This is a genomic window from Streptomyces sp. NPDC042100 (assembly GCF_055582325.1).
In genome coordinates, this window is record NZ_JBVJDK010000001.1 from 342,958 (window position 1) to 363,740 (window position 20,783).

At 71.0% G+C, this 20,783-nt stretch carries 19 protein-coding genes; 17 read left to right on the plus strand and 2 right to left on the minus strand.

The window, feature by feature from the left end; all coding sequences use genetic code 11:
* The first annotated feature begins 19 nt into the window (after positions 1 to 19).
* Positions 20 to 889: an NAD(P)-dependent oxidoreductase gene (locus ACZ6J5_RS01650; RefSeq protein WP_469386576.1), complete on the plus strand. Its 870-nt coding sequence runs from the start codon at positions 20 to 22 to the stop codon at positions 887 to 889.
* An 81-nt stretch (positions 890 to 970) separates the two neighbouring features.
* On the opposite strand, the gene ACZ6J5_RS01655 is transcribed toward ACZ6J5_RS01650, so the two are convergent.
* Complete coding sequence (locus ACZ6J5_RS01655; RefSeq protein WP_469386578.1) at positions 971 to 1,819, minus strand: C40 family peptidase; 849 nt, start codon at positions 1,817 to 1,819, stop codon at positions 971 to 973.
* A gap of 669 nt (positions 1,820 to 2,488) precedes the next feature.
* Between ACZ6J5_RS01655 and ACZ6J5_RS01660 the strand changes: the two genes are divergently transcribed.
* The 14 genes from ACZ6J5_RS01660 to nuoN are packed head-to-tail and all read left to right on the plus strand — an operon-like array spanning position 2,489 to position 18,223.
* A complete protein-coding gene (locus ACZ6J5_RS01660) occupies positions 2,489 to 2,848 on the plus strand; it encodes an NADH-quinone oxidoreductase subunit A (RefSeq protein WP_019888619.1) in 360 nt (119 codons plus the stop codon).
* Between the two features lie 17 nt (positions 2,849 to 2,865).
* Positions 2,866 to 3,420 (plus strand): NuoB/complex I 20 kDa subunit family protein, encoded by a 555-nt coding sequence (locus tag ACZ6J5_RS01665; protein ID WP_046908830.1) that lies wholly within the window; start codon positions 2,866 to 2,868, stop codon positions 3,418 to 3,420.
* Positions 3,417 to 4,148: an NADH-quinone oxidoreductase subunit C gene (locus ACZ6J5_RS01670; RefSeq protein WP_469386581.1), complete on the plus strand. Its 732-nt coding sequence runs from the start codon at positions 3,417 to 3,419 to the stop codon at positions 4,146 to 4,148. The genes ACZ6J5_RS01665 and ACZ6J5_RS01670 overlap by 4 nt, the downstream gene beginning before the upstream one ends.
* The gene (locus ACZ6J5_RS01675) at positions 4,145 to 5,467 is read left to right on the plus strand and encodes an NADH-quinone oxidoreductase subunit D (protein WP_469386583.1); all 1,323 of its coding nucleotides are present in this window, start codon (positions 4,145 to 4,147) and stop codon (positions 5,465 to 5,467) included. The genes ACZ6J5_RS01670 and ACZ6J5_RS01675 overlap by 4 nt, the downstream gene beginning before the upstream one ends.
* A complete protein-coding gene (gene nuoE, locus ACZ6J5_RS01680; protein WP_469386584.1) occupies positions 5,464 to 6,207 on the plus strand; it encodes an NADH-quinone oxidoreductase subunit NuoE in 744 nt (247 codons plus the stop codon). Before ACZ6J5_RS01675 ends, nuoE begins: the two co-directional genes overlap by 4 nt.
* The gene (gene nuoF, locus ACZ6J5_RS01685) at positions 6,207 to 7,556 is read left to right on the plus strand and encodes an NADH-quinone oxidoreductase subunit NuoF (RefSeq protein ID WP_362468339.1); all 1,350 of its coding nucleotides are present in this window, start codon (positions 6,207 to 6,209) and stop codon (positions 7,554 to 7,556) included. Before nuoE ends, nuoF begins: the two co-directional genes overlap by 1 nt.
* On the plus strand, positions 7,553 to 10,036 hold the full coding sequence (locus ACZ6J5_RS01690; RefSeq protein WP_469386587.1) for an NADH-quinone oxidoreductase subunit G: 2,484 nt from the start codon (positions 7,553 to 7,555) through the stop codon (positions 10,034 to 10,036). The genes nuoF and ACZ6J5_RS01690 overlap by 4 nt, the downstream gene beginning before the upstream one ends.
* Positions 10,033 to 11,394, plus strand: a complete 1,362-nt coding sequence (gene nuoH, locus ACZ6J5_RS01695; RefSeq protein ID WP_469386589.1) for an NADH-quinone oxidoreductase subunit NuoH — start codon at positions 10,033 to 10,035, stop codon at positions 11,392 to 11,394. The genes ACZ6J5_RS01690 and nuoH overlap by 4 nt, the downstream gene beginning before the upstream one ends.
* A complete protein-coding gene (gene nuoI / locus ACZ6J5_RS01700; protein ID WP_469386591.1) occupies positions 11,387 to 11,965 on the plus strand; it encodes an NADH-quinone oxidoreductase subunit NuoI in 579 nt (192 codons plus the stop codon). Before nuoH ends, nuoI begins: the two co-directional genes overlap by 8 nt.
* Positions 11,962 to 12,786: an NADH-quinone oxidoreductase subunit J gene (locus tag ACZ6J5_RS01705; protein WP_469386593.1), complete on the plus strand. Its 825-nt coding sequence runs from the start codon at positions 11,962 to 11,964 to the stop codon at positions 12,784 to 12,786. The genes nuoI and ACZ6J5_RS01705 overlap by 4 nt, the downstream gene beginning before the upstream one ends.
* Positions 12,783 to 13,082 (plus strand): NADH-quinone oxidoreductase subunit NuoK, encoded by a 300-nt coding sequence (nuoK, locus tag ACZ6J5_RS01710; RefSeq protein ID WP_046908839.1) that lies wholly within the window; start codon positions 12,783 to 12,785, stop codon positions 13,080 to 13,082. Before ACZ6J5_RS01705 ends, nuoK begins: the two co-directional genes overlap by 4 nt.
* A 10-nt stretch (positions 13,083 to 13,092) precedes the next feature.
* Positions 13,093 to 14,988, plus strand: a complete 1,896-nt coding sequence (nuoL, locus tag ACZ6J5_RS01715; RefSeq protein WP_469386595.1) for an NADH-quinone oxidoreductase subunit L — start codon at positions 13,093 to 13,095, stop codon at positions 14,986 to 14,988.
* 5 nt (positions 14,989 to 14,993) lie between these two features.
* On the plus strand, positions 14,994 to 16,565 hold the full coding sequence (locus tag ACZ6J5_RS01720; protein WP_469386597.1) for an NADH-quinone oxidoreductase subunit M: 1,572 nt from the start codon (positions 14,994 to 14,996) through the stop codon (positions 16,563 to 16,565).
* Entirely contained in the window at positions 16,562 to 18,223 is a 1,662-nt protein-coding gene (nuoN, locus tag ACZ6J5_RS01725; RefSeq protein ID WP_469386599.1) for an NADH-quinone oxidoreductase subunit NuoN, read from the plus strand. Before ACZ6J5_RS01720 ends, nuoN begins: the two co-directional genes overlap by 4 nt.
* A gap of 83 nt (positions 18,224 to 18,306) precedes the next feature.
* On the opposite strand, the gene ACZ6J5_RS01730 is transcribed toward nuoN, so the two are convergent.
* Entirely contained in the window at positions 18,307 to 18,837 is a 531-nt protein-coding gene (locus tag ACZ6J5_RS01730) for a hypothetical protein (RefSeq protein WP_469386601.1), read from the minus strand.
* Between the two features lie 141 nt (positions 18,838 to 18,978).
* Here ACZ6J5_RS01730 and ACZ6J5_RS01735 point away from each other — a divergent pair, with 141 nt between their 5' ends.
* Together ACZ6J5_RS01735 and ACZ6J5_RS01740 are read left to right on the plus strand one after the other, a co-directional pair.
* Entirely contained in the window at positions 18,979 to 19,887 is a 909-nt protein-coding gene (locus ACZ6J5_RS01735) for a helix-turn-helix transcriptional regulator (protein ID WP_469386603.1), read from the plus strand.
* 50 nt (positions 19,888 to 19,937) lie between these two features.
* Positions 19,938 to 20,762 (plus strand): dioxygenase family protein, encoded by an 825-nt coding sequence (locus tag ACZ6J5_RS01740; protein ID WP_469386605.1) that lies wholly within the window; start codon positions 19,938 to 19,940, stop codon positions 20,760 to 20,762.
* Positions 20,763 to 20,783: the final 21 nt, after the last annotated feature.

Below are 20,783 nucleotides of genomic sequence, written 5' to 3' on the forward strand. Positions count from 1 at the left end.
CCATTGAGAGCGTGGAGCCATGAGCACGAAGCGCACTCCAGTGACCGTCATCGGCCTCGGGCAGATGGGCGCCGCCCTCGCGGCCGCCTTCCTCGACGCCGGCCACCCCACCACCGTCTACAACCGCACCCCCGGCAAGGCCGCCCCGCTCGTCGAGCGCGGCGCCGTCCTCGCCGCGACCGTCGCCGAGGCGGTCGCCGCGAGCGACCTGGTCGTGGTCTGCGTCCTCGACTACCCGGCGGTCCGGACCCTCCTGGACCCCGTCGCCGCCGAACTGCGCGGCCGGACCGTGGTCAACCTGACCTCCGGCTCGCCCGAGCAGGCCCGCGAGGAGGCCGCCTGGGCCGCCGGACACGGCATCGGCTACCTGGACGGCGGCATCATGACCACGCCGCCCGGCATCGGCGACCGGTCCAACATGATCCTCTACGCGGGCGGTCCGGGCCTCCTCGCGCGGCACCGCGAGGCCCTGGAGCTCCTCGCCGACCCGGTCGACCTGGGCGAGGACGCGGGGCTCGCCTCGCTGTACGACGCCGGGGTGCTGGGCCTGATGTGGTCGATCTTCGGCGGCTGGCTGCACTCCACCGCGGTCGCCGGCGCCGACGGGGTGTCCGCCAAGGAGTTCACGGCGGTGGCGGTGCGCTCGCTGACCACGATGGCCTGGTTCATGACGACGTACGCCGAGCAGATCGACGCGGGGGAGTACCCGGGCGACGACGCGACCCTCGACGTGCACGTGGCGTCGGTCGCGCACCTGCTGCACGCCGGCGAGGAGCGCGGTGTGGACGGCCGGCTGCCGAGGCTGCACCTGGAGATGATGAAGGAGATGGTGGCCGCCGGGCACGGCGGCGACAGCTACGCCCGGATGATCGAGGTCTTCCGTAAGTAGAAGATGGCCGAAAGCGTGCCGAAGGGCCGTCGCTCCCCCGAGGAGTGACGGCCCTTCGCGCGTGCGGGTGGCGCGCCGCGATCAGAGGATGCGGACGGCGCCCGAGGGGGTGTCCCAGTCGAGGGAGCGCTCGACGACACCGGTCGACGGGTTCTGCGCGCCGACGTACTTGCCGCCGCCGACGTAGATGGCGACGTGGTACGAGCCGCTGCGGCTGCCCCAGTAGAGGATGTCGCCCGGCTGGAGGCTGCTCAGCGAGACGGCGGTGCCGCGGCTGGACTGGTCGCCGGAGATACGCGGCAGGTCGATGCCGGCGGCGCGGTAGGCGGCCTGGACGAGGCCCGAGCAGTCCCACGAGTTCGGGCCGGTGCCGCCCATCACGTACGCGTCGCCGACCTGGGCCTTGGCGAAGGCCACGATCGCGGCGGCGGAGCCGGTGGCGACCTGCGAGTTGCCGCTGGAGGACGAGGAGGACGAGCCGCCGACGGCGGCGGAGGAGCCGCTGGACGACTTCGTCGCGGAGAGCGAGGTGCGCGACGCCGTGCGGGAGGCGCGCTCCTGGGCCTCGGCGCGGGCCTTCTCGGCCTTCTCGGCCTCGGCCTTGCGGTCGGCCTCGGCCTTGGCCTTCTTGGCGTCGGCGGCGGCCTTCTTGAGGGCGGCGTTCTCCTGGGTCTCCAGGCTCTGCGCCAGGGCCTCCTGCTGGCTGGCCTCGGCGGAGGCGGAGACGGCGCTGACGAGGTCGGCGTCGAGCGAGCCCAGGGTGGGCATCTCCAGGGTCGTCTCGGTCACCGGCTCGGCGTTCGCCGGGGCAGCGGCGCCGGCCACCGCGAGGGTGCTGAAGACGCCGGTGGCGACGCTGGCGCGGAGCGCCATCTTCGAGCCACTGCGGCGGGGCTTCCGGTGGCTGGGTATGTGAGCGGTGTGGGACATGGGTACAACCGCTATCAGGGCTTCCCGGTTCCCTTCAAGAAACGTGGGTTGCGCCACAGTTACGTTCGGAAGCCCATAATCCGCTTCCTTGGCGCCTTTATTGACGCCGTAACGGGCAAAACGGGCACGGTCCGATCGGGCCTTGATCACGTGTTTTCAATGAAAAGTCCGAATTGCCCGTCACCTACCACCTCTTCACCTCGGTGGCCAAGCCCCGTTCTTTCGGCCGGTTCTCGATGTGGCGCAGGTCACATCAGGGCTCGTGAACGGGCGCACGCGTCCACCCCGGTACGCCCGACCCCCCGACCGGGCGATGGGCGGATCCTTTATCACCCGTGTGCGTCTCGTCGCCAATTTGCTTGTACTGCCCATGTCTTGATAGTGCGCCACCCCCTCCGACCAGCGTTTTCCGGTGCGGATGTCACATCTGGTGATCACCTGGGCGCTTCGCGTGGCAAGATCACCGCTCATCCGACTTCATGATCGTTCGTCAGGTGGTGGAGATCACAAACTAGTTGGCGTACCCCGTGTCGCAGATCACAGAGGGGCGGGCTTAAGATGCGGGGCAGCCGGGCTTGTGAACTGCCTCACATGGGAGCGATCTTCCGTGCCGGGGAGCGTCCGGCAGTGCGGTCCAACGGTCAAGGACGACTGGAAGGAGCGAGGAGCGTGAATGCGTACGCGCCCGTCCTCGTGCTCGGTGCCCTGGGTGCGGGGTTTGCGATCTTCTCCGTGGTCATGGCCACGCTAATCGGGCCAAAGCGGTACAACAGGGCAAAACTTGAGGCCTACGAGTGCGGCATCGAGCCGACGCCCACTCCGGCCGGAGGCGGCCGCTTCCCGATCAAGTACTACCTGACGGCGATGCTCTTCATCGTCTTCGACATCGAGATCGTCTTCCTCTACCCCTGGGCCGTCACCTTCGACGCCCTGGGGCTTTTCGGGCTCGTGGAGATGCTGCTCTTCGTGCTCACCGTCTTCGTCGCCTACGCCTACGTGTGGCGGCGCGGCGGCCTGGAATGGGACTGAGGGGCTGAGGAGCACCCATGGGACTCGAAGAGAAGCTGCCCAGCGGTTTTCTGCTGACCACCGTCGAACAGGCCGCGGGCTGGGTCCGGAAGGCGTCCGTCTTCCCGGCGACCTTCGGCCTCGCCTGCTGCGCCATCGAGATGATGACGACCGGCGCCGGCCGCTACGACCTGGCCCGCTTCGGCATGGAGGTCTTCCGCGGCTCGCCGCGCCAGGCCGACCTGATGATCGTGGCCGGCCGCGTCAGCCAGAAGATGGCGCCCGTCCTGCGGCAGGTCTACGACCAGATGCCGAACCCCAAGTGGGTCATCTCCATGGGGGTTTGCGCGTCTTCGGGCGGAATGTTCAACAATTACGCAATTGTGCAGGGCGTTGACCACATTGTTCCGGTTGACATCTATTTGCCGGGTTGCCCGCCGCGCCCGGAGATGCTGATGGACGCGATCCTCAAGCTCCACCAGAAGATCCAGGGCTCCAAGCTCGGCGTGAACGCCCAGGAGGCGGCCCGCGAGGCGGAGGAGGCGGCGCTCAAGGCGCTGCCCACCATTGAGATGAAGGGTCTGCTCCGGTGAGCGACGACACCCCGAACCCGGAGAGGGAGCTCAACGCGCAGAACCTCCCGGGACAGCGCGGCGAACACGGCGAGGAGGTCCGCCTCCAGCGCGGCATGTTCGGCGCGAACAACGGCGGCGACACCTCCGGCTACGGCGGCCTGGTCCGCTCGGTGCGGCTGCCCGGACCGGCCTCCCGCCCGTACGGCGGCTGGTTCGACGAGGTCGCCGACGAGCTGGAGGGCGCCCTGGAGGAGCAGGGCCTGGTCCCGGAGAACGCGATCGAGAAGACGGTCGTCGACCGGGACGAGCTCACCTTCCACGTGGAGCGCGAGCACCTCGTCCGGGTCGCCCGCACCCTGCGCGACGACCCCGCCCTGCGCTTCGAGCTGTGTACCGGCGTCTCCGGCGTCCACTACCCGGGCGACAAGGGCCGCGAGCTGCACGCCGTCTACCACCTGCGCTCGCTGACCCACGGCCGGCTGCTGCGCCTGGAGGTCTCCGCCCCCGAGGGCGACCCGCACATCCCGTCGCTGGTCCCGGTCTACCCGACCAACGACTGGCACGAGCGCGAGACGTACGACTTCTTCGGCATCGTCTTCGACGGCCACCCCGCCCTCACCCGGATCATGATGCCGGACGACTGGCCGGGCCACCCGCAGCGCAAGGACTATCCCCTCGGCGGCATCGCCGTCGAGTACAAGGGCGCCCAGATCCCGGCTCCGGACCAGCGGAGGTCGTACTCGTGAACACCCCCAACGCCTCCGCGCGGGAGACCACGGAAGGGACCGTCTACACGGTCACCGGCGGCGACTGGGACGAGGTCGTCCAGTCCGCCGCCAAGGCCGACGACGAGCGCATCGTCGTCAACATGGGCCCCCAGCACCCCTCCACCCACGGCGTGCTCCGGCTCATCCTGGAGATCGACGGCGAGACCGTCACCGAGGCCCGCTGCGGCATCGGCTACCTCCACACCGGCATCGAGAAGAACCTCGAATACCGGACCTGGACGCAGGGCACCACCTTCGTCACGCGCATGGACTACCTCACCTCGTTCTACAACGAGACGGCGTACTGCCTCGGCGTGGAGAAGCTGCTGGGCATCACCGACGACGTGCCCGACCGGGCCAGCGTCGTCCGGGTGCTCCTCATGGAGCTCAACCGGCTCTCCTCGCACCTGGTCTGCATCGCGACCGGCGGCATGGAGCTCGGCGCCACCACGATCATGATCTACGGCTTCCGGGACCGCGAGATGATCCTGGACCTGTACGAGCTGATCACCGGTCTGCGCATGAACCACGCGTTCATCCGCCCCGGCGGCCTCGCCCAGGACCTGCCGCCCGGCGCCGTCGACGCCGTGCGCGAGTTCGTGAAGACCATGAAGAAGAACCTGCCGGAGTACGACAAGCTCGCCACCGGCAACCCCATCTTCAAGGCCCGGATGCAGGACGTCGGCTACCTCGACCTCACCGGCTGCATGGCGCTCGGCGCCACCGGACCGATCCTGCGCTCCGCGGGCCTCCCGCACGACCTGCGCAAGGCCGACCCGTACTGCGGCTACGAGACCTACGACTTCGAGGTCCCCACCGCCGACAGCTGCGACTCCTACGGGCGCTTCCTCGTCCGCCTGGAAGAGATGCGCCAGTCCCTGCGGATCGTCGAGCAGTGCCTCGACCGGCTCGCCCCCGGCCCGGTCATGGTCGGCGACAAGAAGATCGCCTGGCCCGCCCAGCTGGCCCTCGGCCCCGACGGGCTCGGCAACTCCCTCGACCACATCAAGAAGATCATGGGCACCTCCATGGAGGCCCTGATCCACCACTTCAAGCTGGTCACCGAGGGCTTCCGGGTCCCCGCCGGGCAGGCCTACGCGGCCGTCGAGTCGCCCAAGGGCGAACTCGGCGCGCACGTCGTCTCCGACGGCGGCACCCGCCCCTACCGGGTCCACTTCCGCGACCCGTCCTTCACCAACCTCCAGGCCATGGCCGCGATGTGCGAAGGCGGCCAGGTCGCCGACGTCATCGTCGCCGTCGCGTCCATCGACCCCGTGATGGGAGGCGTCGACCGATGACGGACGGACACACCAGTCTCGGGATGCCCCAACTGCCCGCGCCCGACTACCCCGCCGAGGTCCGCGCCCGGCTGGACGAGGACGCCAAGGCGATCATCGACCGCTACCCGGGGTCCCGCTCCGCGCTGCTGCCGCTGCTGCACCTCGTCCAGGCGGAGGAGGGGCACGTCACCCGCACCGGGATGCGGTTCTGCGCCGAGACCCTCGGCCTGACCACCGCCGAGGTCACCGCCGTCGCCACCTTCTACACGATGTACCGGCGCAAGCCGTCCGGCGACTACCAGGTGGGCGTCTGCACCAACACGCTCTGCGCGGTCATGGGCGGCGACGCCATCTTCGAGGAGCTCAAGGAGCACCTCGGCGTCGGCAACGACGAGACCACCGCCGACGGCAAGGTCACCCTCGAACACATCGAGTGCAACGCGGCCTGCGACTTCGCGCCCGTCGTGATGGTCAACTGGGAGTTCTTCGACAACCAGACGCCCGAGTCCGCCAAGCGGCTCGTGGACGACCTGCGCGAGGGCCGCCCCGTCGCCCCCACCCGCGGGGCGCCGCTGTGCACCTTCAAGGAGACCGCCCGCATCCTCGCGGGCTTCCCCGACGAGCGCGAGGGCGCCGTCGAGGCCACCGGCGGGGCGGGCCCCGCCTCGCTCGTCGGACTGCGCCTGGCCAAGGGGGAGACCCCCCAGCGCCGGATCGGCCACCCGCGGAGCGAGTCGGCCCGTGAGGAGGGGGAGTGATGACCTTGGCGGCCGAGATCAACAACAGCAGCCCCGAGAAGCTGCTGGCGCCCGTCCTGTCGGCCTTCTGGGACGAGCCCGGGTCCTGGACCCTGGACACGTACCGGCGGCACGACGGCTACGAGGGCCTGCGCAAGGCGCTCGCCATGACACCCGACGACCTCATCGCGTACGTCAAGGAGTCCGGCCTGCGCGGCCGGGGCGGCGCCGGCTTCCCCACCGGGATGAAGTGGCAGTTCATCCCGCAGGGCGACGGCAAGCCGCACTACCTCGTCGTCAACGCCGACGAGTCCGAGCCGGGCACCTGCAAGGACATCCCGCTCCTCTTCGCCAACCCGCACTCCCTCATCGAGGGAATGATCATCGCCTGCTACGCGATCCGCTCCGAGCACGCGTTCATCTACCTGCGCGGCGAGGTCGTGCCCGTCCTGCGCCGCCTGCACGAGGCGGTCCGCGAGGCCTACGAGGCCGGCTACCTGGGCCGGGACATCCTCGGCAGCGGCCTGAACCTCGACATCACCGTGCACGCCGGCGCCGGCGCGTACATCTGCGGCGAGGAGACCGCGCTGCTCGACTCGCTCGAAGGGCGCCGCGGCCAGCCCCGGCTGCGTCCCCCCTTCCCCGCGGTCGCCGGTCTGTACGCCTGCCCCACCGTGGTGAACAACGTCGAGTCCATCGCCTCGGTTCCCGCGATCCTCCAGCGGGGCAAGGACTGGTTCACCTCCATGGGGACCGAGAAGTCCCCCGGCTTCACGCTCTACTCGCTCAGCGGGCACGTCACCTCGCCCGGCCAGTACGAGGCCCCCCTCGGCATCACCCTGCGCCAGCTCCTCGACATGAGCGGCGGGATGCGCCCCGGGCACCGGCTCAAGTTCTGGACCCCCGGCGGCTCCTCCACCCCGATGTTCACCGACGAGCACCTCGACGTGCCGCTCGACTACGAGGGCGTCGGCGCCGCCGGCTCCATGCTCGGCACCAAGGCGCTCCAGTGCTTCGACGAGACCACCTGCGTGGTCCGGGCCGTCACCCGCTGGACCGAGTTCTACGCCCACGAGTCCTGCGGCAAGTGCACCCCCTGCCGCGAGGGCACCTACTGGCTGGTCCAGCTGCTCCGCGACATCGAGGCCGGCAAGGGCGTCATGAGCGACCTCGACAAGCTCAACGACATCGCCGACAACATCAACGGCAAGTCGTTCTGCGCCCTCGGCGACGGCGCCGCCTCGCCGATCTTCTCGTCCCTGAAGTACTTCCGCGACGAGTACGAGCAGCACATCACGGGCAAGGGCTGCCCCTTCGACCCCGCCAAGTCCACCGCCTGGGCGGACAAGCACCGGGAGGTGAACGCATGACCGTCACCACGTCCGCCCCGGGAGGGGGCGGGGCCGCGGCCGTGCCGCCGGAAGACCTCGTCACGCTGACCATCGACGGCATCGAGATCTCCGTCCCCAAGGGGACCCTGGTCATCCGCGCCGCCGAGCAGCTCGGCATCGAGATCCCCCGCTTCTGCGACCACCCGCTCCTCGACCCGGCCGGCGCCTGCCGCCAGTGCATCGTCGAGGTCGAGGGCCAGCGCAAGCCGATGGCGTCCTGCACCATCACCTGCACCGACGGCATGGTGGTCCGCTCCCAGCTGACCTCCCCGGTCGCCGAGAAGGCCCAGCACGGCGTGATGGAGCTGCTGCTCATCAACCACCCGCTGGACTGCCCGGTCTGCGACAAGGGCGGCGAGTGCCCGCTCCAGAACCAGGCCATGTCCCACGGGCAGTCCGAGTCCCGCTTCGAGGGGAAGAAGCGGACCTACGAGAAGCCGGTCGGCATCTCCACCCAGGTGCTGCTCGACCGCGAGCGCTGCGTGCTCTGCGCCCGCTGCACCCGCTTCTCCAACCAGGTCGCCGGCGACCCGATGATCGAGCTCGTCGAGCGCGGCGCCCTCCAGCAGGTCGGCACCGGCGAGGGCGACCCCTTCGAGTCGTACTTCTCCGGCAACACCATCCAGATCTGCCCGGTCGGCGCGCTCACCTCGGCCGCCTACCGCTTCCGCTCCCGCCCCTTCGACCTGGTCTCCACGCCGAGCGTCTGCGAGCACTGCGCGGGCGGCTGCGCGACCCGCACCGACCACCGGCGCGGCAAGGTCATGCGGCGGCTCGCCGCCGAGGACCCCGAGGTCAACGAGGAGTGGATCTGCGACAAGGGCCGGTTCGGCTTCCGGTACGCGCAGCAGCGCGACCGGCTCGCCGTCCCCCTGGTCCGCGACCCCGAGACCGGCGCCCTGGAGGAGAGCTCCTGGCCCGAGGCGCTCGAAGCCGCCGCGCGCGGACTCGTGCGCGGGCGCACCGGCGTCCTGGCCGGCGGCCGGCTGACCGTCGAGGACGCCTACGCGTACGCCAAGTTCGCCCGGGTCGCCCTCGACACCAACGACGTCGACTTCCGGGCCCGCGTCCACTCCGGCGAGGAGGCCGACTTCCTGGCCTCCGCCGTCGCCGGACGGGGCCGCGACCTGGACGGCACGGGCGTCACGTACACCTCGCTCGAAGCCGCGCCCGCCGTGCTCCTCGTCGGCCTGGAGTCCGAGGAGGAGGCCCCCGGCGTCTTCCTGCGGCTGCGCAAGGCCTGGCGCAAGCACGGCCAGCGGACCTTCGCCGTCGCCGCGTTCGCCACCCGGGGCCTGGAGAAGACCGGCGGCACCCTGCTCGCCGCCGCCCCCGGCACCGAGACCGAGTGGCTCGACGCCCTCACCTCCCGGGTCGGGCTCTCCGCCGAAGGGGCCGTCGCCGCCGAGGCGCTGCGCCAGGACGGCGCCGTCATCGCCGTCGGCGAGCGGCTCGCCGCCGTGCCCGGGGCGCTCACCGCCGTCCTGCGGACCGCCGCCGCCACCGGTGCGGCGCTGGTGTGGATCCCGCGCCGGGCCGGCGAGCGCGGCGCCGTCGAGGCGGGCGCCATCCCGGCGCTGCTGCCCGGCGGGCGGCCCGCGACCGACCCGCGCGCGCGGGAGGAGGTCGCCGCCGTCTGGGGCGTCCGCGAACTCCCGCACGGCTACGGCCGCGACACCGGCCAGATCGTCGAGGCCGCCGCCACCGGCGAGCTCGGCGCCCTGCTCGTCGGCGGCGTCGACGTCGACGACCTGCCGGACCCGGCGCGCGCCCGCCAGGCCCTCGACGCGGCCTTCGTGGTCTCGCTGGAGCTGCGGCCCGGCGCGGTCACCGAGCGCGCCGACGTGGTCCTGCCGGTCGCCGCGGTCGCCGAGAAGCCCGGCACCTTCCTCAACTGGGAAGGCCGCGCGCGCCTGTTCGAGGCCGCGCTGAAGCCGGAGCAGATGACCCGGACGCTGCCGCCCGCCGACGCCCGCGTGCTGCACATGCTGGCCGACGCGATGGACGCCCACCTCGGCCTGCCCGACCTGCGCGCGGCCCGCCGCGAGCTGGACCGCCTCGGCGGCTGGACCGGCGAGCGGGCCTCCGAGCCCGCCGAGCCCGGCCAGGCCGCCGCCCGGCCCGGCGACGGCGAGGCCGTCCTCGCCGGACACCGGCTGCTGCTCGACCTCGGGCGGCTCCAGGAGGGCGACACGGCGCTGGCCGGCACCCGGCACGCCGCCGTCGCCCGGCTCTCCGCCGGGACCGCCGCCGCCACCGGCGTCAAGGACGGCGACGCCCTGGAGGTGACCGGGCCCGCCGGCGCGGTCCGCTACCCGCTCCAGGTCACCGAGATGCCCGACCGGGTGGTCTGGCTGCCGCTCAACTCGGCCGGGCGCGGCGTCCTCGCCGGCACCGGCGCCCGCCCCGGCGACCTGGTCCGCATCGGCCCCGCCGGCCTCACGGAGGTGGAGGCATGAACACGCTGCTCGCCGCCGAAGACCTGTCGATGTTCGGACGCGACCCCTGGTGGCTCGTCCTCGTCAAGGCGGTCTTCTGCTTCGCGTTCCTGATGGTGACGGTGCTCTTCTCCATCGTGTGGGAGCGCAAGGTCGTCGCCTGGATGCAGCTGCGCATCGGCCCCAACCGGCACGGCCCCTGGGGGATGCTCCAGTCGCTCGCCGACGGCGTGAAGCTGATGCTGAAGGAAGACCTGATCGTCAAGCGGGCCGACAAGGTCGTCTACGTCCTCGCCCCGGTGATCGCCGCCATCCCCGCCTTCATGGCCATCGCCGTCATCCCCTTCGGCCCGGCCGGCAACGAGGTGTCGATCTTCGGTCAGCGCACCACGATGCAGCTGACCGACCTGCCGATCGCGATGCTGTACATCCTCGCGGTCGCCTCGGTCGGCATCTACGGGATCGTGCTCGCCGGCTGGTCCTCGGGCTCCACGTACCCGCTGCTCGGCGGGCTGCGCTCGGCGGCCCAGATGATCTCGTACGAGATCGCCATGGGCGCCGCGTTCGCCTCGGTCTTCCTCTACTCCGGCTCGATGTCGACCTCGACGATCGTGGAGGCGCAGGCCGACCGCTGGTACGTCCTGCTGCTGCCGGTCTCCTTCATCATCTACATCGTCACCATGGTGGGCGAGACCAACCGCGCCCCCTTCGACATGCCGGAGTCCGAGGGCGACCTGGTCGGCGGCTTCAACACCGAGTACTCGTCCATCAAGTTCGCGCTCTTCATGCTCGCCGAGTACGTGAACATGGTGACCGTCTCGGCGGTGTCCGTGACCCTGTTCCTGGGCGGCTGGCGCGCCCCGTGGCCGATCTCCGGCTTCTGGGAGGGCGCCAACCACGGCTGGTGGCCGATGCTCTGGTTCGTCCTCAAGGTGCAGCTGCTGCTCTTCTTCTTCATCTGGCTGCGCGGCACGCTGCCCCGCGTCCGCTACGACCAGCTGATGAAGCTGGGCTGGAAGGTGCTGCTGCCGGTCTCCGTGGTCTGGCTGATGCTGGTCGCCACGGTCCGGGCGCTGCGCAACGAGAACTACGACTTCCAGACCATCGTGCTGTACGTGGCCGGGGCCGTGCTCGGCGTGCTGCTGCTGTCCTTCGTGTTCGACGTCTTCCGCGACAAGAAGGGCAAGGCGGCGGCCGAGGAGGCCGCGGAGGCCGCGCCGTTCGACCCGATGGCGGGCGGCTTCCCCGTACCGCCCAAGCCCGGACAGACGCTGCCGGCCGTGCCGAGGCGCAGGCCTCGCGCCGAGAGGGAGCTCATTGTCAGTGGCGGCCCCGATACTGCTACAGAGAGTGACGGAAGGGAGACGGACGGTGTCTGATTTCCAGAATCCGGTGGCCGGCTTCGGCGTGACCTTCAAGGCCATGTTCAAGAAGCGGCTGACCGAGCAGTACCCGGAGCAGCAGAAGACGACGGCGCCCCGCTTCCACGGCCGGCACCAGCTCAACCGCCACCCGGACGGCCTGGAGAAGTGCGTCGGCTGCGAGCTGTGCGCCTGGGCCTGCCCCGCCGACGCCATCTACGTGGAGGGCGCGGACAACACGGAGGAGGAGCGCTACTCCCCAGGCGAGCGCTACGGCCGCGTCTACCAGATCAACTACGCCCGCTGCATCCTGTGCGGGCTGTGCATCGAGGCGTGCCCCACCCGCGCGCTGACGATGACCAACGACTTCGAGCTGGCCGACTCCTCCCGCGAGAACCTGATCTACACCAAGGAGCAGCTCCTCGCGGGGCTTGAGGACACCATGGTGGACACCCCGCACGCGATCTTCCCCGGGATGGACGAGCAGGACTACTACCGGGGCCTGGTCACCGAGGCGGCGCCCGGCACCGTGCGCCAGGTCGCGGAGTCCAAGGGCGAGAAGGGCGAGCCGGAGGGGGCGGACGCATGAGCGCCACGACCCTCGCCGCCTACACGACGTCCACGGGTGAGGCCGTCCAGTTCTGGGTGCTCGGCACGGTCGCCGTCCTCGGCGCGCTGTGCACGATCCTCATGCGCAAGGCCGTCCACTCCGCGCTCTGCCTCGCCGGCACCATGATCGTCCTGGCGGTCTTCTACCTCGCCAACGGCGCCTACTTCCTGGGCATCGTGCAGATCGTCGTCTACACCGGCGCGATCATGATGCTCTTCCTCTTCGTCGTCATGCTGGTCGGCGTCACGGCCGCGGACTCCCTGAAGGAGACCATCAAGGGGCAGCGCTGGTGGGCCGCCCTGTGCGGCGCCGGCTTCGGCGTCCTGCTGCTCACCGGTATCGGCCACGCCTCGCTCACCGAGTTCAACGGGCTGGGCACCGCGAACACCGCCTCCGGCGGGAACGTGGAGGGCCTCGCCGCCCTCATCTTCACCAAGTACGTCTTCGCCTTCGAGATCACCGGCGCGCTGCTCATCACCGCTGCCGTCGGCGCCATGGTCCTCACCCACCGCGAGCGCACCGAACGCGCCCGCACCCAGCGCGAGCTGGCCGAGCAGCGGGTGCGCGAGGGCAAGCACCTCCCGCCGCTGCCCGCCCCCGGCGTCTACGCCCGGCACAACGCGGTGGACGTCGCGGGCCTGCTGCCGGACGGCACCCCGGCCGAGCTCACCGTCATCTCGACCCTGCGCAAGCGGGGCCAGATCCGGGACGTGTCGGGTGAGGCGATCGCCGACCTCAAGGCCCTCGAACAGCGCTCCGAGGAGCGGCTCGGCCGGGACGCAGAGGAGGCTTCGCGGTGAATCCGGTCAACTACCTGTACCTCTCCGCGCTGTTGTTCACCATCGGCGCGGTGGGCGTCCTCATCCGGCGCAACGCGATCGTGCTCTTCATGTGCGTGGAGCTGATGCTCAACGCCTGCAACCTCGCGTTCGTCACCTTCTCCCGTATGCACGGAAACCTCGACGGCCAGATCATCGCCTTCTTCACGATGGTCGTGGCCGCCGCGGAGGTCGTCGTCGGACTCGCGATCATCGTGTCCGTCTTCCGTGCCCGCCACTCGGCCTCGGTCGACGACGCCAGCCTGATGAAGCTGTGAGGGGCTGACCGTGGACAACCTCATCGCGCTGCTCGTCGCGGCGCCCCTGCTCGGCGCCGCGATCCTGCTCTGCGGCGGGAAGCGGCTCGACAAGACCGGGCACTGGCTCGGCACCCTGCTCGCCGCCGTCTCCTTCGGCATCGGACTCGCCCTGTTCGCCGACATGCTCTCCAAGAGCGCCGACGACCGGGCCCTGCACCAGCGCCTGTTCACCTGGATCCCGGTCGAGGGCTTCCAGGCGGACATCGCGTTCCAGCTCGACCAGCTCTCGATGACCTTCGTGCTCCTGATCACCGGGGTCGGCACGCTCATCCACGTCTACTCGATCGGGTACATGGAGCACGACGAGCGGCGCCGCCGCTTCTTCGGCTACCTCAACCTGTTCGTCGCGGCGATGCTGCTGCTGGTCCTCGCCGACAACTACCTGCTGCTGTACTTCGGCTGGGAGGGCGTCGGCCTCGCCTCGTACCTCCTGATCGGCTTCTGGCAGCACAAGCCCAGCGCGGCCACCGCCGCCAAGAAGGCCTTCCTGGTCAACCGGGTCGGCGACATGGGCCTGTCGATCGCGATCATGCTGATGTTCACCACCTTCGGGACCTTCGCCTTCGGGCCGGTCCTGGAGGCCACCGGCGAGGCCTCCGAGGGCAAGCTGACGGCGATCGGCCTGATGCTGCTCCTCGCGGCCTGCGGCAAGTCCGCCCAGGTGCCGCTGCAGTCCTGGCTCGGCGACGCGATGGAGGGCCCGACCCCGGTCTCCGCCCTCATCCACGCCGCCACCATGGTCACCGCCGGCGTCTACCTGATCGTCCGCTCCGCCGACATCTTCAACGCGGCGCCGGACGCCCAGCTCGTCGTCACCGTCGTCGGCGCCGTCACGCTCCTCTTCGGTGCGATCGTCGGTTGCGCCAAGGACGACATCAAGAAGGCGCTGGCCGGCTCGACGATGTCGCAGATCGGCTACATGATCCTCGCGGCGGGCCTCGGCCCGATCGGCTACGCCTTCGCGATCATGCACCTGGTGACCCACGGCTTCTTCAAGGCCGGGCTCTTCCTCGGCGCCGGTTCGGTCATGCACGGCATGAACGACGAGGTGGACATGCGCCGCTACGGCGGCCTGCGGAAGTACATGCCGGTCACCTTCGTCACCTTCGGCCTCGGCTACCTCGCGATCATCGGCTTCCCCGGCCTGTCCGGCTTCTTCTCCAAGGACAAGATCATCGAGGCGGCCTTCGCCAAGGGCGGCACCGAGGGCTGGATCCTCGGCGCGGTCACCCTGCTGGGCGCCGCCATCACCGCGTACTACATGACCCGCGTGATGTTCATGACCTTCTTCGGCGAGAAGCGCTGGCAGCCCGACGAGAAGGGCGAGCTGCCGCACCCGCACGAGTCGCCGAAGTCCATGACGATCCCGATGGTCCTGCTCGCCTTCGGCTCCGTCTTCGCCGGCGGGATCTTCGGCATCGGCGACCGCTTCGTGAAGTGGCTGGAGCCCGTCACCTCCTTCGAGCACGGGCACCCGCCGATCAGTGCCGGGGCGATCACCGCGGCGACCGTCGCCGTGATGGTCCTCGGCGTCGGCCTCGCCTACCTCCAGTACGGGCGCCGGCCGGTCCCGGCCGTCGCCCCGCGCGGCTCGCTGCTCACCCGGGCCGCCCGCCGCGACCTCCTCCAGGACGACTTCAACCACGTCGTCTTCGTCCGGGGCGGCACCCACCTCACCCGCTCCCTGGTCTACGTCGACCACAGCCTCGTCGACGGGGTCGTCAACGGCACCGCGGCCTCGGTCGGCGGACTGTCCGGCCGGCTCCGCAAGCTGCAGAACGGCTATGCCCGGTCGTACGCGGTCTCCATGTTCGGAGGTACGGCGGTGCTCATCGCCGCGACCCTGCTGATGAGGGCGGTGTAATCCCGATGTCCTTCCCGCTCCTTACGGCGACGGCCGCGGTGCCGGCGGTCGGTGCGATCCTCACCGCCGCCGTCCCCGCCGCCCGCCGCACCGCCGCCAAGTGGCTGGCGCTGCTGGTCTCGCTGGCCACGCTGGTCCTCGCCGGCGTCGTCTTCGCCCGCTTCGAGCCCGGCGGCGAGCGCTACCAGCTCGTCGAATCCCACGCCTGGATCAAGGACTTCGGCGTCCGCTACGAGCTCGGCGTGGACGGCATCGGGGTGGCGCTCATCGCGCTCACCGCGCTGCTCATCCCGTTCATCGTGCTCGCCGGCTGGAACGACGCCGACCCCCTGGAGTCGTCCTCCAAGCGCTGGCGCCCCACCCAGGGCTTCTTCGCCCTGATCCTCATGGTCGAGGCGATGGTGATCCTCTCCTTCGAGGCCACCGACGTCTTCCTCTTCTACATCCTGTTCGAAGCCATGCTCATCCCGATGTACTTCCTCATCGGCGGCTTCGGCGACCGCGCCCACGCGGGCACCGACGAGAACGCGGCGGCCCAGCGCTCGTACGCGGCGGTCAAGTTCCTCCTCTACAACCTGGTCGGCGGCCTGATCATGCTGGCCGCCGTCATCGGCCTCTACGTCGTCGCCGGGAACTTCTCCCTCACGGAGATCGCCGAGGCGCGGGCCAACGGCTCGCTGGAGATGGCGACGAACACCGAGCGGTGGCTGTTCCTCGGCTTCTTCTTCGCCTTCGCGGTGAAGGCCCCGCTGTGGCCGCTGCACACCTGGCTGCCGAACGCGATGGGCGAGGCGACCGCTCCGGTCGCCGTCCTCATCACCGCCGTCGTCGACAAGGTCGGCACCTTCGCGATGCTCCGCTTCTGCCTCGGGCTCTTCCCGGAGGCGTCGAAGTGGGCCACCCCGGTGATCGTCGCCCTGGCGCTGGTGAGCATCGTCTACGGGGCGCTGCTCGCCGTCGGCCAGCGGGACATCAAGCGCCTGGTGGCCTACGCGTCGATCTCGCACTTCGGCTTCATCATCATGGGCATCTTCGCGATGACCAGCCAGGGCCAGTCGGGCGCCACGCTCTACATGGTCAACCACGGGATCTCGACGGCGGCGCTGATGCTGGTCGCCGGATTCCTGATCTCCCGGCGCGGCTCGCGGCTCATCGCCGACTACGGCGGCGTGCAGAAGGTGGCCCCGGTGCTCGCCGGGACCTTCCTGATCGGCGGCCTGGCGACCCTGTCGCTGCCCGGACTCGCGCCGTTCGTCAGCGAGTTCCTGGTCCTCGTCGGCACCTTCGCGCGCTACCCGGTGGCCGGGATCATCGCCACCACCGGCATCGTCCTCGCCGCGCTGTACGTCCTCGTCCTCTACCAGCGGACGATGACGGGCCCGGTGAAGGAGGAGGTGCGGGAGCTGCCGGACCTCAGGCCGCGCGAGCTCGCCGTGGTCGTGCCGCTGATCGCGGTGCTGATCTTCCTCGGGGTCTTCCCGAAGCCGCTGACCGACGTCGTCAACCCGGCGGTCCAGCACACCATGTCCGATGTCCAGCAGAAGGACCCCCAGCCTGAAGTGGAGGCGGCCAAGTGAGCACGTTCGCCGTCGCACCCGCTGTCCACACCCTGTGGACGACGGCCGCCGAGCCGGTCAACAAGATCCCGGCACCCCACATCGAGTACACCCAGCTCTCACCCGTCCTCATCGTGGTGGGCGCGGCGATCCTCAGTGTCCTCGTCGAGGCCTTCGTGCCGCGCAAGGGGCGCCACTACACGCAGGTCTTCCTCAGCGTCCTGGCCCTCGTCGCCGCCTTCGCGGCCGTCGTCGGCCTCGCCGCCGGGGGCTACGGCACCACCAAGGCGCACCTCGCGGCGATGGGCGCCATCGCCGTCGACGGCCCCGCGCTGTTCCTCCAGGGCACCATCCTGCTCGCCTCCGTCGTCGCGGTGCTGACCTTCGCCGAGCGCAGGCTCGACCCGGCCGACCACGGCCACCGGGTCGACTCCTTCGCCGCCGAGGCCGCCGCGGTCCCCGGCAGCGAGCAGGAGCGGGCGGCCGTCAAGGCCGGCTTCACCACCACCGAGGTCTTCCCGCTCGCCCTGTTCGCGGTCGCCGGCATGCTGGTCTTCCCGGCGGCCAACGACCTGCTGACCCTGTTCATCGCGCTGGAGGTCTTCTCCCTCCCGCTCTACCTGCTCTGCGCGGTCGCCCGCCGCAAGCGCCTCCTCTCGCAGGAGGCGGCCGTCAAGTACTTCCTGCTCGGCGCCTTCTCCTCGGCGTTCCTGCTCTTCGGCATCGCCCTGCTCTACGGCTACGCGGGCTCCGTCTCGTACGCCGCGATCGCCGACGTCGTCGACGGCGACGTGCCCGGGATCGACCCGGCGCTCGCCGACACCATGGGCAACGACGTGCTGCTCCTCATCGGCTTCGCGCTGGTGCTGATGGGGCTGCTGTTCAAGGTCGGCGCCGTCCCGTTCCACATGTGGACCCCGGACGTCTACCAGGGCGCCCCGACCCCCGTCACCGGCTTCATGGCCGCCGCGACGAAGGTCGCCGCGTTCGGCGCGATGCTGCGCCTGCTGTACGTGGTGCTGCCGGGCCTCACCTGGGACTGGCGGCCCGTCATGTGGGGCGTCGCCATCGTCACCATGCTGGGCGGCGCGATCGTCGCCATCACCCAGACCGACGTCAAGCGGCTCCTCGCCTACTCCTCGATCGCCCACGCCGGGTTCATCCTGGCCGGTGTCATCGCGGCCACGCCCAGCGGCGTCTCCTCGGTGCTGTTCTACCTGGGCGCCTACTCCTTCGTGACGATCGGCGCCTTCGCCGTGGTCACCCTGGTGCGGGACGCGGGCGGCGAGGCCACCCACCTCTCCAAGTGGGCCGGGCTCGGGCGCCGTTCGCCGCTGGTCGCCGCGGTCTTCGCGGTCTTCCTGCTCGCCTTCGCCGGCATCCCGCTGACCTCCGGCTTCTCCGGCAAGTTCGCCGTCTTCAAGGCGGCGGCGGAGGGCGGCGCGGGCGCGCTGGTCGTGGTCGGCGTGATCTCCTCGGCGATCGCCGCGTTCTTCTACATCCGGGTGATCGTGCTGATGTTCTTCAGCGAGCCGAAGGCGGACGGCCCCACGGTCGCCGTGCCCTCGGGGCTCACCTCGGTGGCGATCACCGCCGGTGTCGTGGTCACGCTGGTGCTCGGCTTCGCGCCGCAGTACTTCCTGGACCTGGCCAACCAGGCGGGCGTGTTCGTGCGCTAGCGCGGAGCGCCGCCGTCGTACGACGCGGAGGGGCCCGGTCGCCGAGGGGCGGCCGGGCCCCTCCGCGTGCGCGGGGACGCGGCTCAGGGGCAGGTCACGTCCGGGTTGTAGCGGGCGAAGAGACCGGCCGGGTTGTCCTTGTACAGCCAGACGTGCCGGTCGTAGACCCTGCCCAGGACCGCGTTGGAGAACGGGCCGTCGAAGTCCCGGCCGAACATGCGCGGCGCGGGCTGCCCGGTGGCCGGGACCACCCACTCGACGGCGACCAGGTGCCGCTTGCCGTCCTCGCCCGTCGCGTAGATCACCACGGCGGGGCGCCGGGGGTCGGTCGAGCCGACGTTGGCCGGATTGACGTAGTGGTAGCCCATGCCGCCCGCCCCGCCCATGCCGCCCATGCCGGGGTCCGCCACACAGGTGCCGGTGCGCGCGAAGCCGTCCTTCACCGCCAGCGGCTCGTAGGCGTACCGCGCCGTCACCTCGTACGCCGTCGCCAGGTCGCGCGACACGGAGGCGTCGTCCGCCCGGGCCGGGCCCGCGGCCAGCAGGGACGGGACGAGGGCCAGGAGACCGGCCCCGGCTATGAGCGGGCGGTTCCGGCGGGATCCAGTGGTCATGCTGCGCTCCTCGGGTGTGCGCGGGGGGATGACAGCAGCGTCGCCCGGGCGGCGGGCGGGCGCACGTGGGGTGACCCATCGGGGGCGCTGTGCCATCGTGAGGGACCGGATTGGTCTCGACCAGTTGAGGGAGGCAGCGCCATGCGCGGGACCACCGCGTCGCCCGAGCCCGGAGCCTTACCCCTGCACCGCCTGGAGGTCCGGCTCCCCGACGGCGTCCCCTTCGCCGTCGGCAGCTTCGACAGCATCGGCCCGATGTCCCGGGCCGCCTTCCCGCACCGCCACACCTTCTACGAGTTCGTCCACGTCACCCGGGGCACCGGCACCCACGTCGTGGACCTGGCCCGCTGGGAGCTGCGCCCGCCCCACCTGGGCCTGATCCTGCCCGGCCAGGTCCACCACTGGGAGGACGCCCGGGGCCTCGACGGCACCGTCGTCCTGTTCACCCCCGACTTCCTGCTCGACCACCCCGACGACCGGGAACTGCTGCGCCGCCTCGGCGAACACCCCTGGCTCCGCCTCGATCCGGCCGAACACGCCCGCACCACCCGGCTGCTCGCCGAACTCACCGAGGAGTACGGGCGGGTGGACACCGGCTTCGCCACGGTGCTCCGCTCGCTGCTGCACGTGTTCCTGGTCCGCACGGCCCGGCTCGGCGCCCGCGCGCCCGGCCGCCACCGCCCGCCGCCCGGACGGCACGCGGCCGTCGCCGAGGAGTTCGCCCGGCTGGCCGCCCGGACCGGCGCCGACGCGCCCCGCTCCGTACGGGAGTGCGCGGAGCGGATCGGGGTCAGCCCCGGCTACCTCGCCGAGGCGGTCCGGGCCGCCACCGGCCGTACCCCGGCCGCGCTGCTCCGCGAGGCCCGGGTGCAGGAGGCGCAGCGGCTGCTGGCCCGCACCGGGCTGTCGGTCCGCCAGGTCGCCGCCCGGACCGGCTTCGACGATCCGGCGTACTTCTGCCGCTTCTTCCGCCGCGAGGTCGGCACCAGCCCGGGGGACTTCCGAAAGCACCACGACCACCGGGCTGCGTCCATCGAAGCGGACCGGTAAGCCGCCTAGGTTTCTGCTCGATCGTTCCGCCCCCCACACGAGGAGCAGGCATGGACAGCGAGACCAGTACCGGGCACGTCACCCGCAAGGCGGTGCTGCGCGCGGCGATCGCGGCCGGCATGGCGGTGCCGACGGCGTTCGTGGGCGTTCCCGCGCTCGCCCGTACCCTCGGCGACGGGCCGGTCGCGCCCGCGCTCACGCCGGAGTGCGACGACGGCGACCACCCGACCGTCGAGCAGATCGAGGGACCGTACTTCAAGCCCAACTCCCCGCTGCGATCGAGCCTGTTGGAGTCGGGAACGGTCGGGGTGCGGCTCACCGTCAGCGGCTATGTCTTCGGGCGGGCCTGTCTGCCGATCTCCGGCGCGCTGCTCGACTTCTGGCAGGCCGACACCAACGGCGCGTACGACAACACGGGATTCCGCTTCCGGGGGCACCAGTTCACCGGCGCGGATGGCTCCTTCAAGCTCACCACGATCGTGCCGGGGCTCTACCCGGGCCGCACCCGGCACCTCCACGTCAAGGTGCAGGCCCCCGGCCGGCCGATCCTGACCACGCAGCTGTACTTCCCGGGGGAGCCGCGCAACAACACGGACTCGATCTTCGACGCGCGGCTGCTGATGACCGTACGGGACGCGGGCGGGGCGAAGGAGGCGGCGTTCGACTTCGTGCTGGACGTGCCGCAGACACCGAACCCGACGCCCACGCCGACCCCGACCCCCACCACACCGGGCGGCACCTGGACGGTGGGCCGGGCCTACCGGGCGGGGGACGCGGTCACCTACGGCGGCCGGGGCTATGTGTGCCTCCAGGCGCACACGGCCCAGCCCGGCTGGGAGCCGCCGGCGGTGCCCGCCCTGTGGCGGGCGGCCTGAGCCGGGGGCCCGGGGCGGCTG

What these genes read in the sequence shown, in the direction of transcription:
- ACZ6J5_RS01720 (WP_469386597.1), top strand. Translation starts at nt 14,994, where the DNA reads ATGTCCTTCCCGCTCCTTACGGCGACGGCCGCGGTGCCGGCGGTCGGT.
- nuoH (WP_469386589.1), top strand. Translation starts at nt 10,033, where the DNA reads ATGAACACGCTGCTCGCCGCCGAAGACCTGTCGATGTTCGGACGCGAC.
- ACZ6J5_RS01665 (WP_046908830.1), top strand. Translation starts at nt 2,866, where the DNA reads ATGGGACTCGAAGAGAAGCTGCCCAGCGGTTTTCTGCTGACCACCGTC.
- ACZ6J5_RS01705 (WP_469386593.1), top strand. Translation starts at nt 11,962, where the DNA reads ATGAGCGCCACGACCCTCGCCGCCTACACGACGTCCACGGGTGAGGCC.
- ACZ6J5_RS01730 (WP_469386601.1), bottom strand. Translation starts at nt 18,837, where the DNA reads ATGACCACTGGATCCCGCCGGAACCGCCCGCTCATAGCCGGGGCCGGT.
- ACZ6J5_RS01690 (WP_469386587.1), top strand. Translation starts at nt 7,553, where the DNA reads ATGACCGTCACCACGTCCGCCCCGGGAGGGGGCGGGGCCGCGGCCGTG.
- ACZ6J5_RS01655 (WP_469386578.1), bottom strand. Translation starts at nt 1,819, where the DNA reads ATGTCCCACACCGCTCACATACCCAGCCACCGGAAGCCCCGCCGCAGT.
- nuoF (WP_362468339.1), top strand. Translation starts at nt 6,207, where the DNA reads ATGACCTTGGCGGCCGAGATCAACAACAGCAGCCCCGAGAAGCTGCTG.
- ACZ6J5_RS01740 (WP_469386605.1), top strand. Translation starts at nt 19,938, where the DNA reads ATGGACAGCGAGACCAGTACCGGGCACGTCACCCGCAAGGCGGTGCTG.
- nuoE (WP_469386584.1), top strand. Translation starts at nt 5,464, where the DNA reads ATGACGGACGGACACACCAGTCTCGGGATGCCCCAACTGCCCGCGCCC.
- ACZ6J5_RS01735 (WP_469386603.1), top strand. Translation starts at nt 18,979, where the DNA reads ATGCGCGGGACCACCGCGTCGCCCGAGCCCGGAGCCTTACCCCTGCAC.
- ACZ6J5_RS01650 (WP_469386576.1), top strand. Translation starts at nt 20, where the DNA reads ATGAGCACGAAGCGCACTCCAGTGACCGTCATCGGCCTCGGGCAGATG.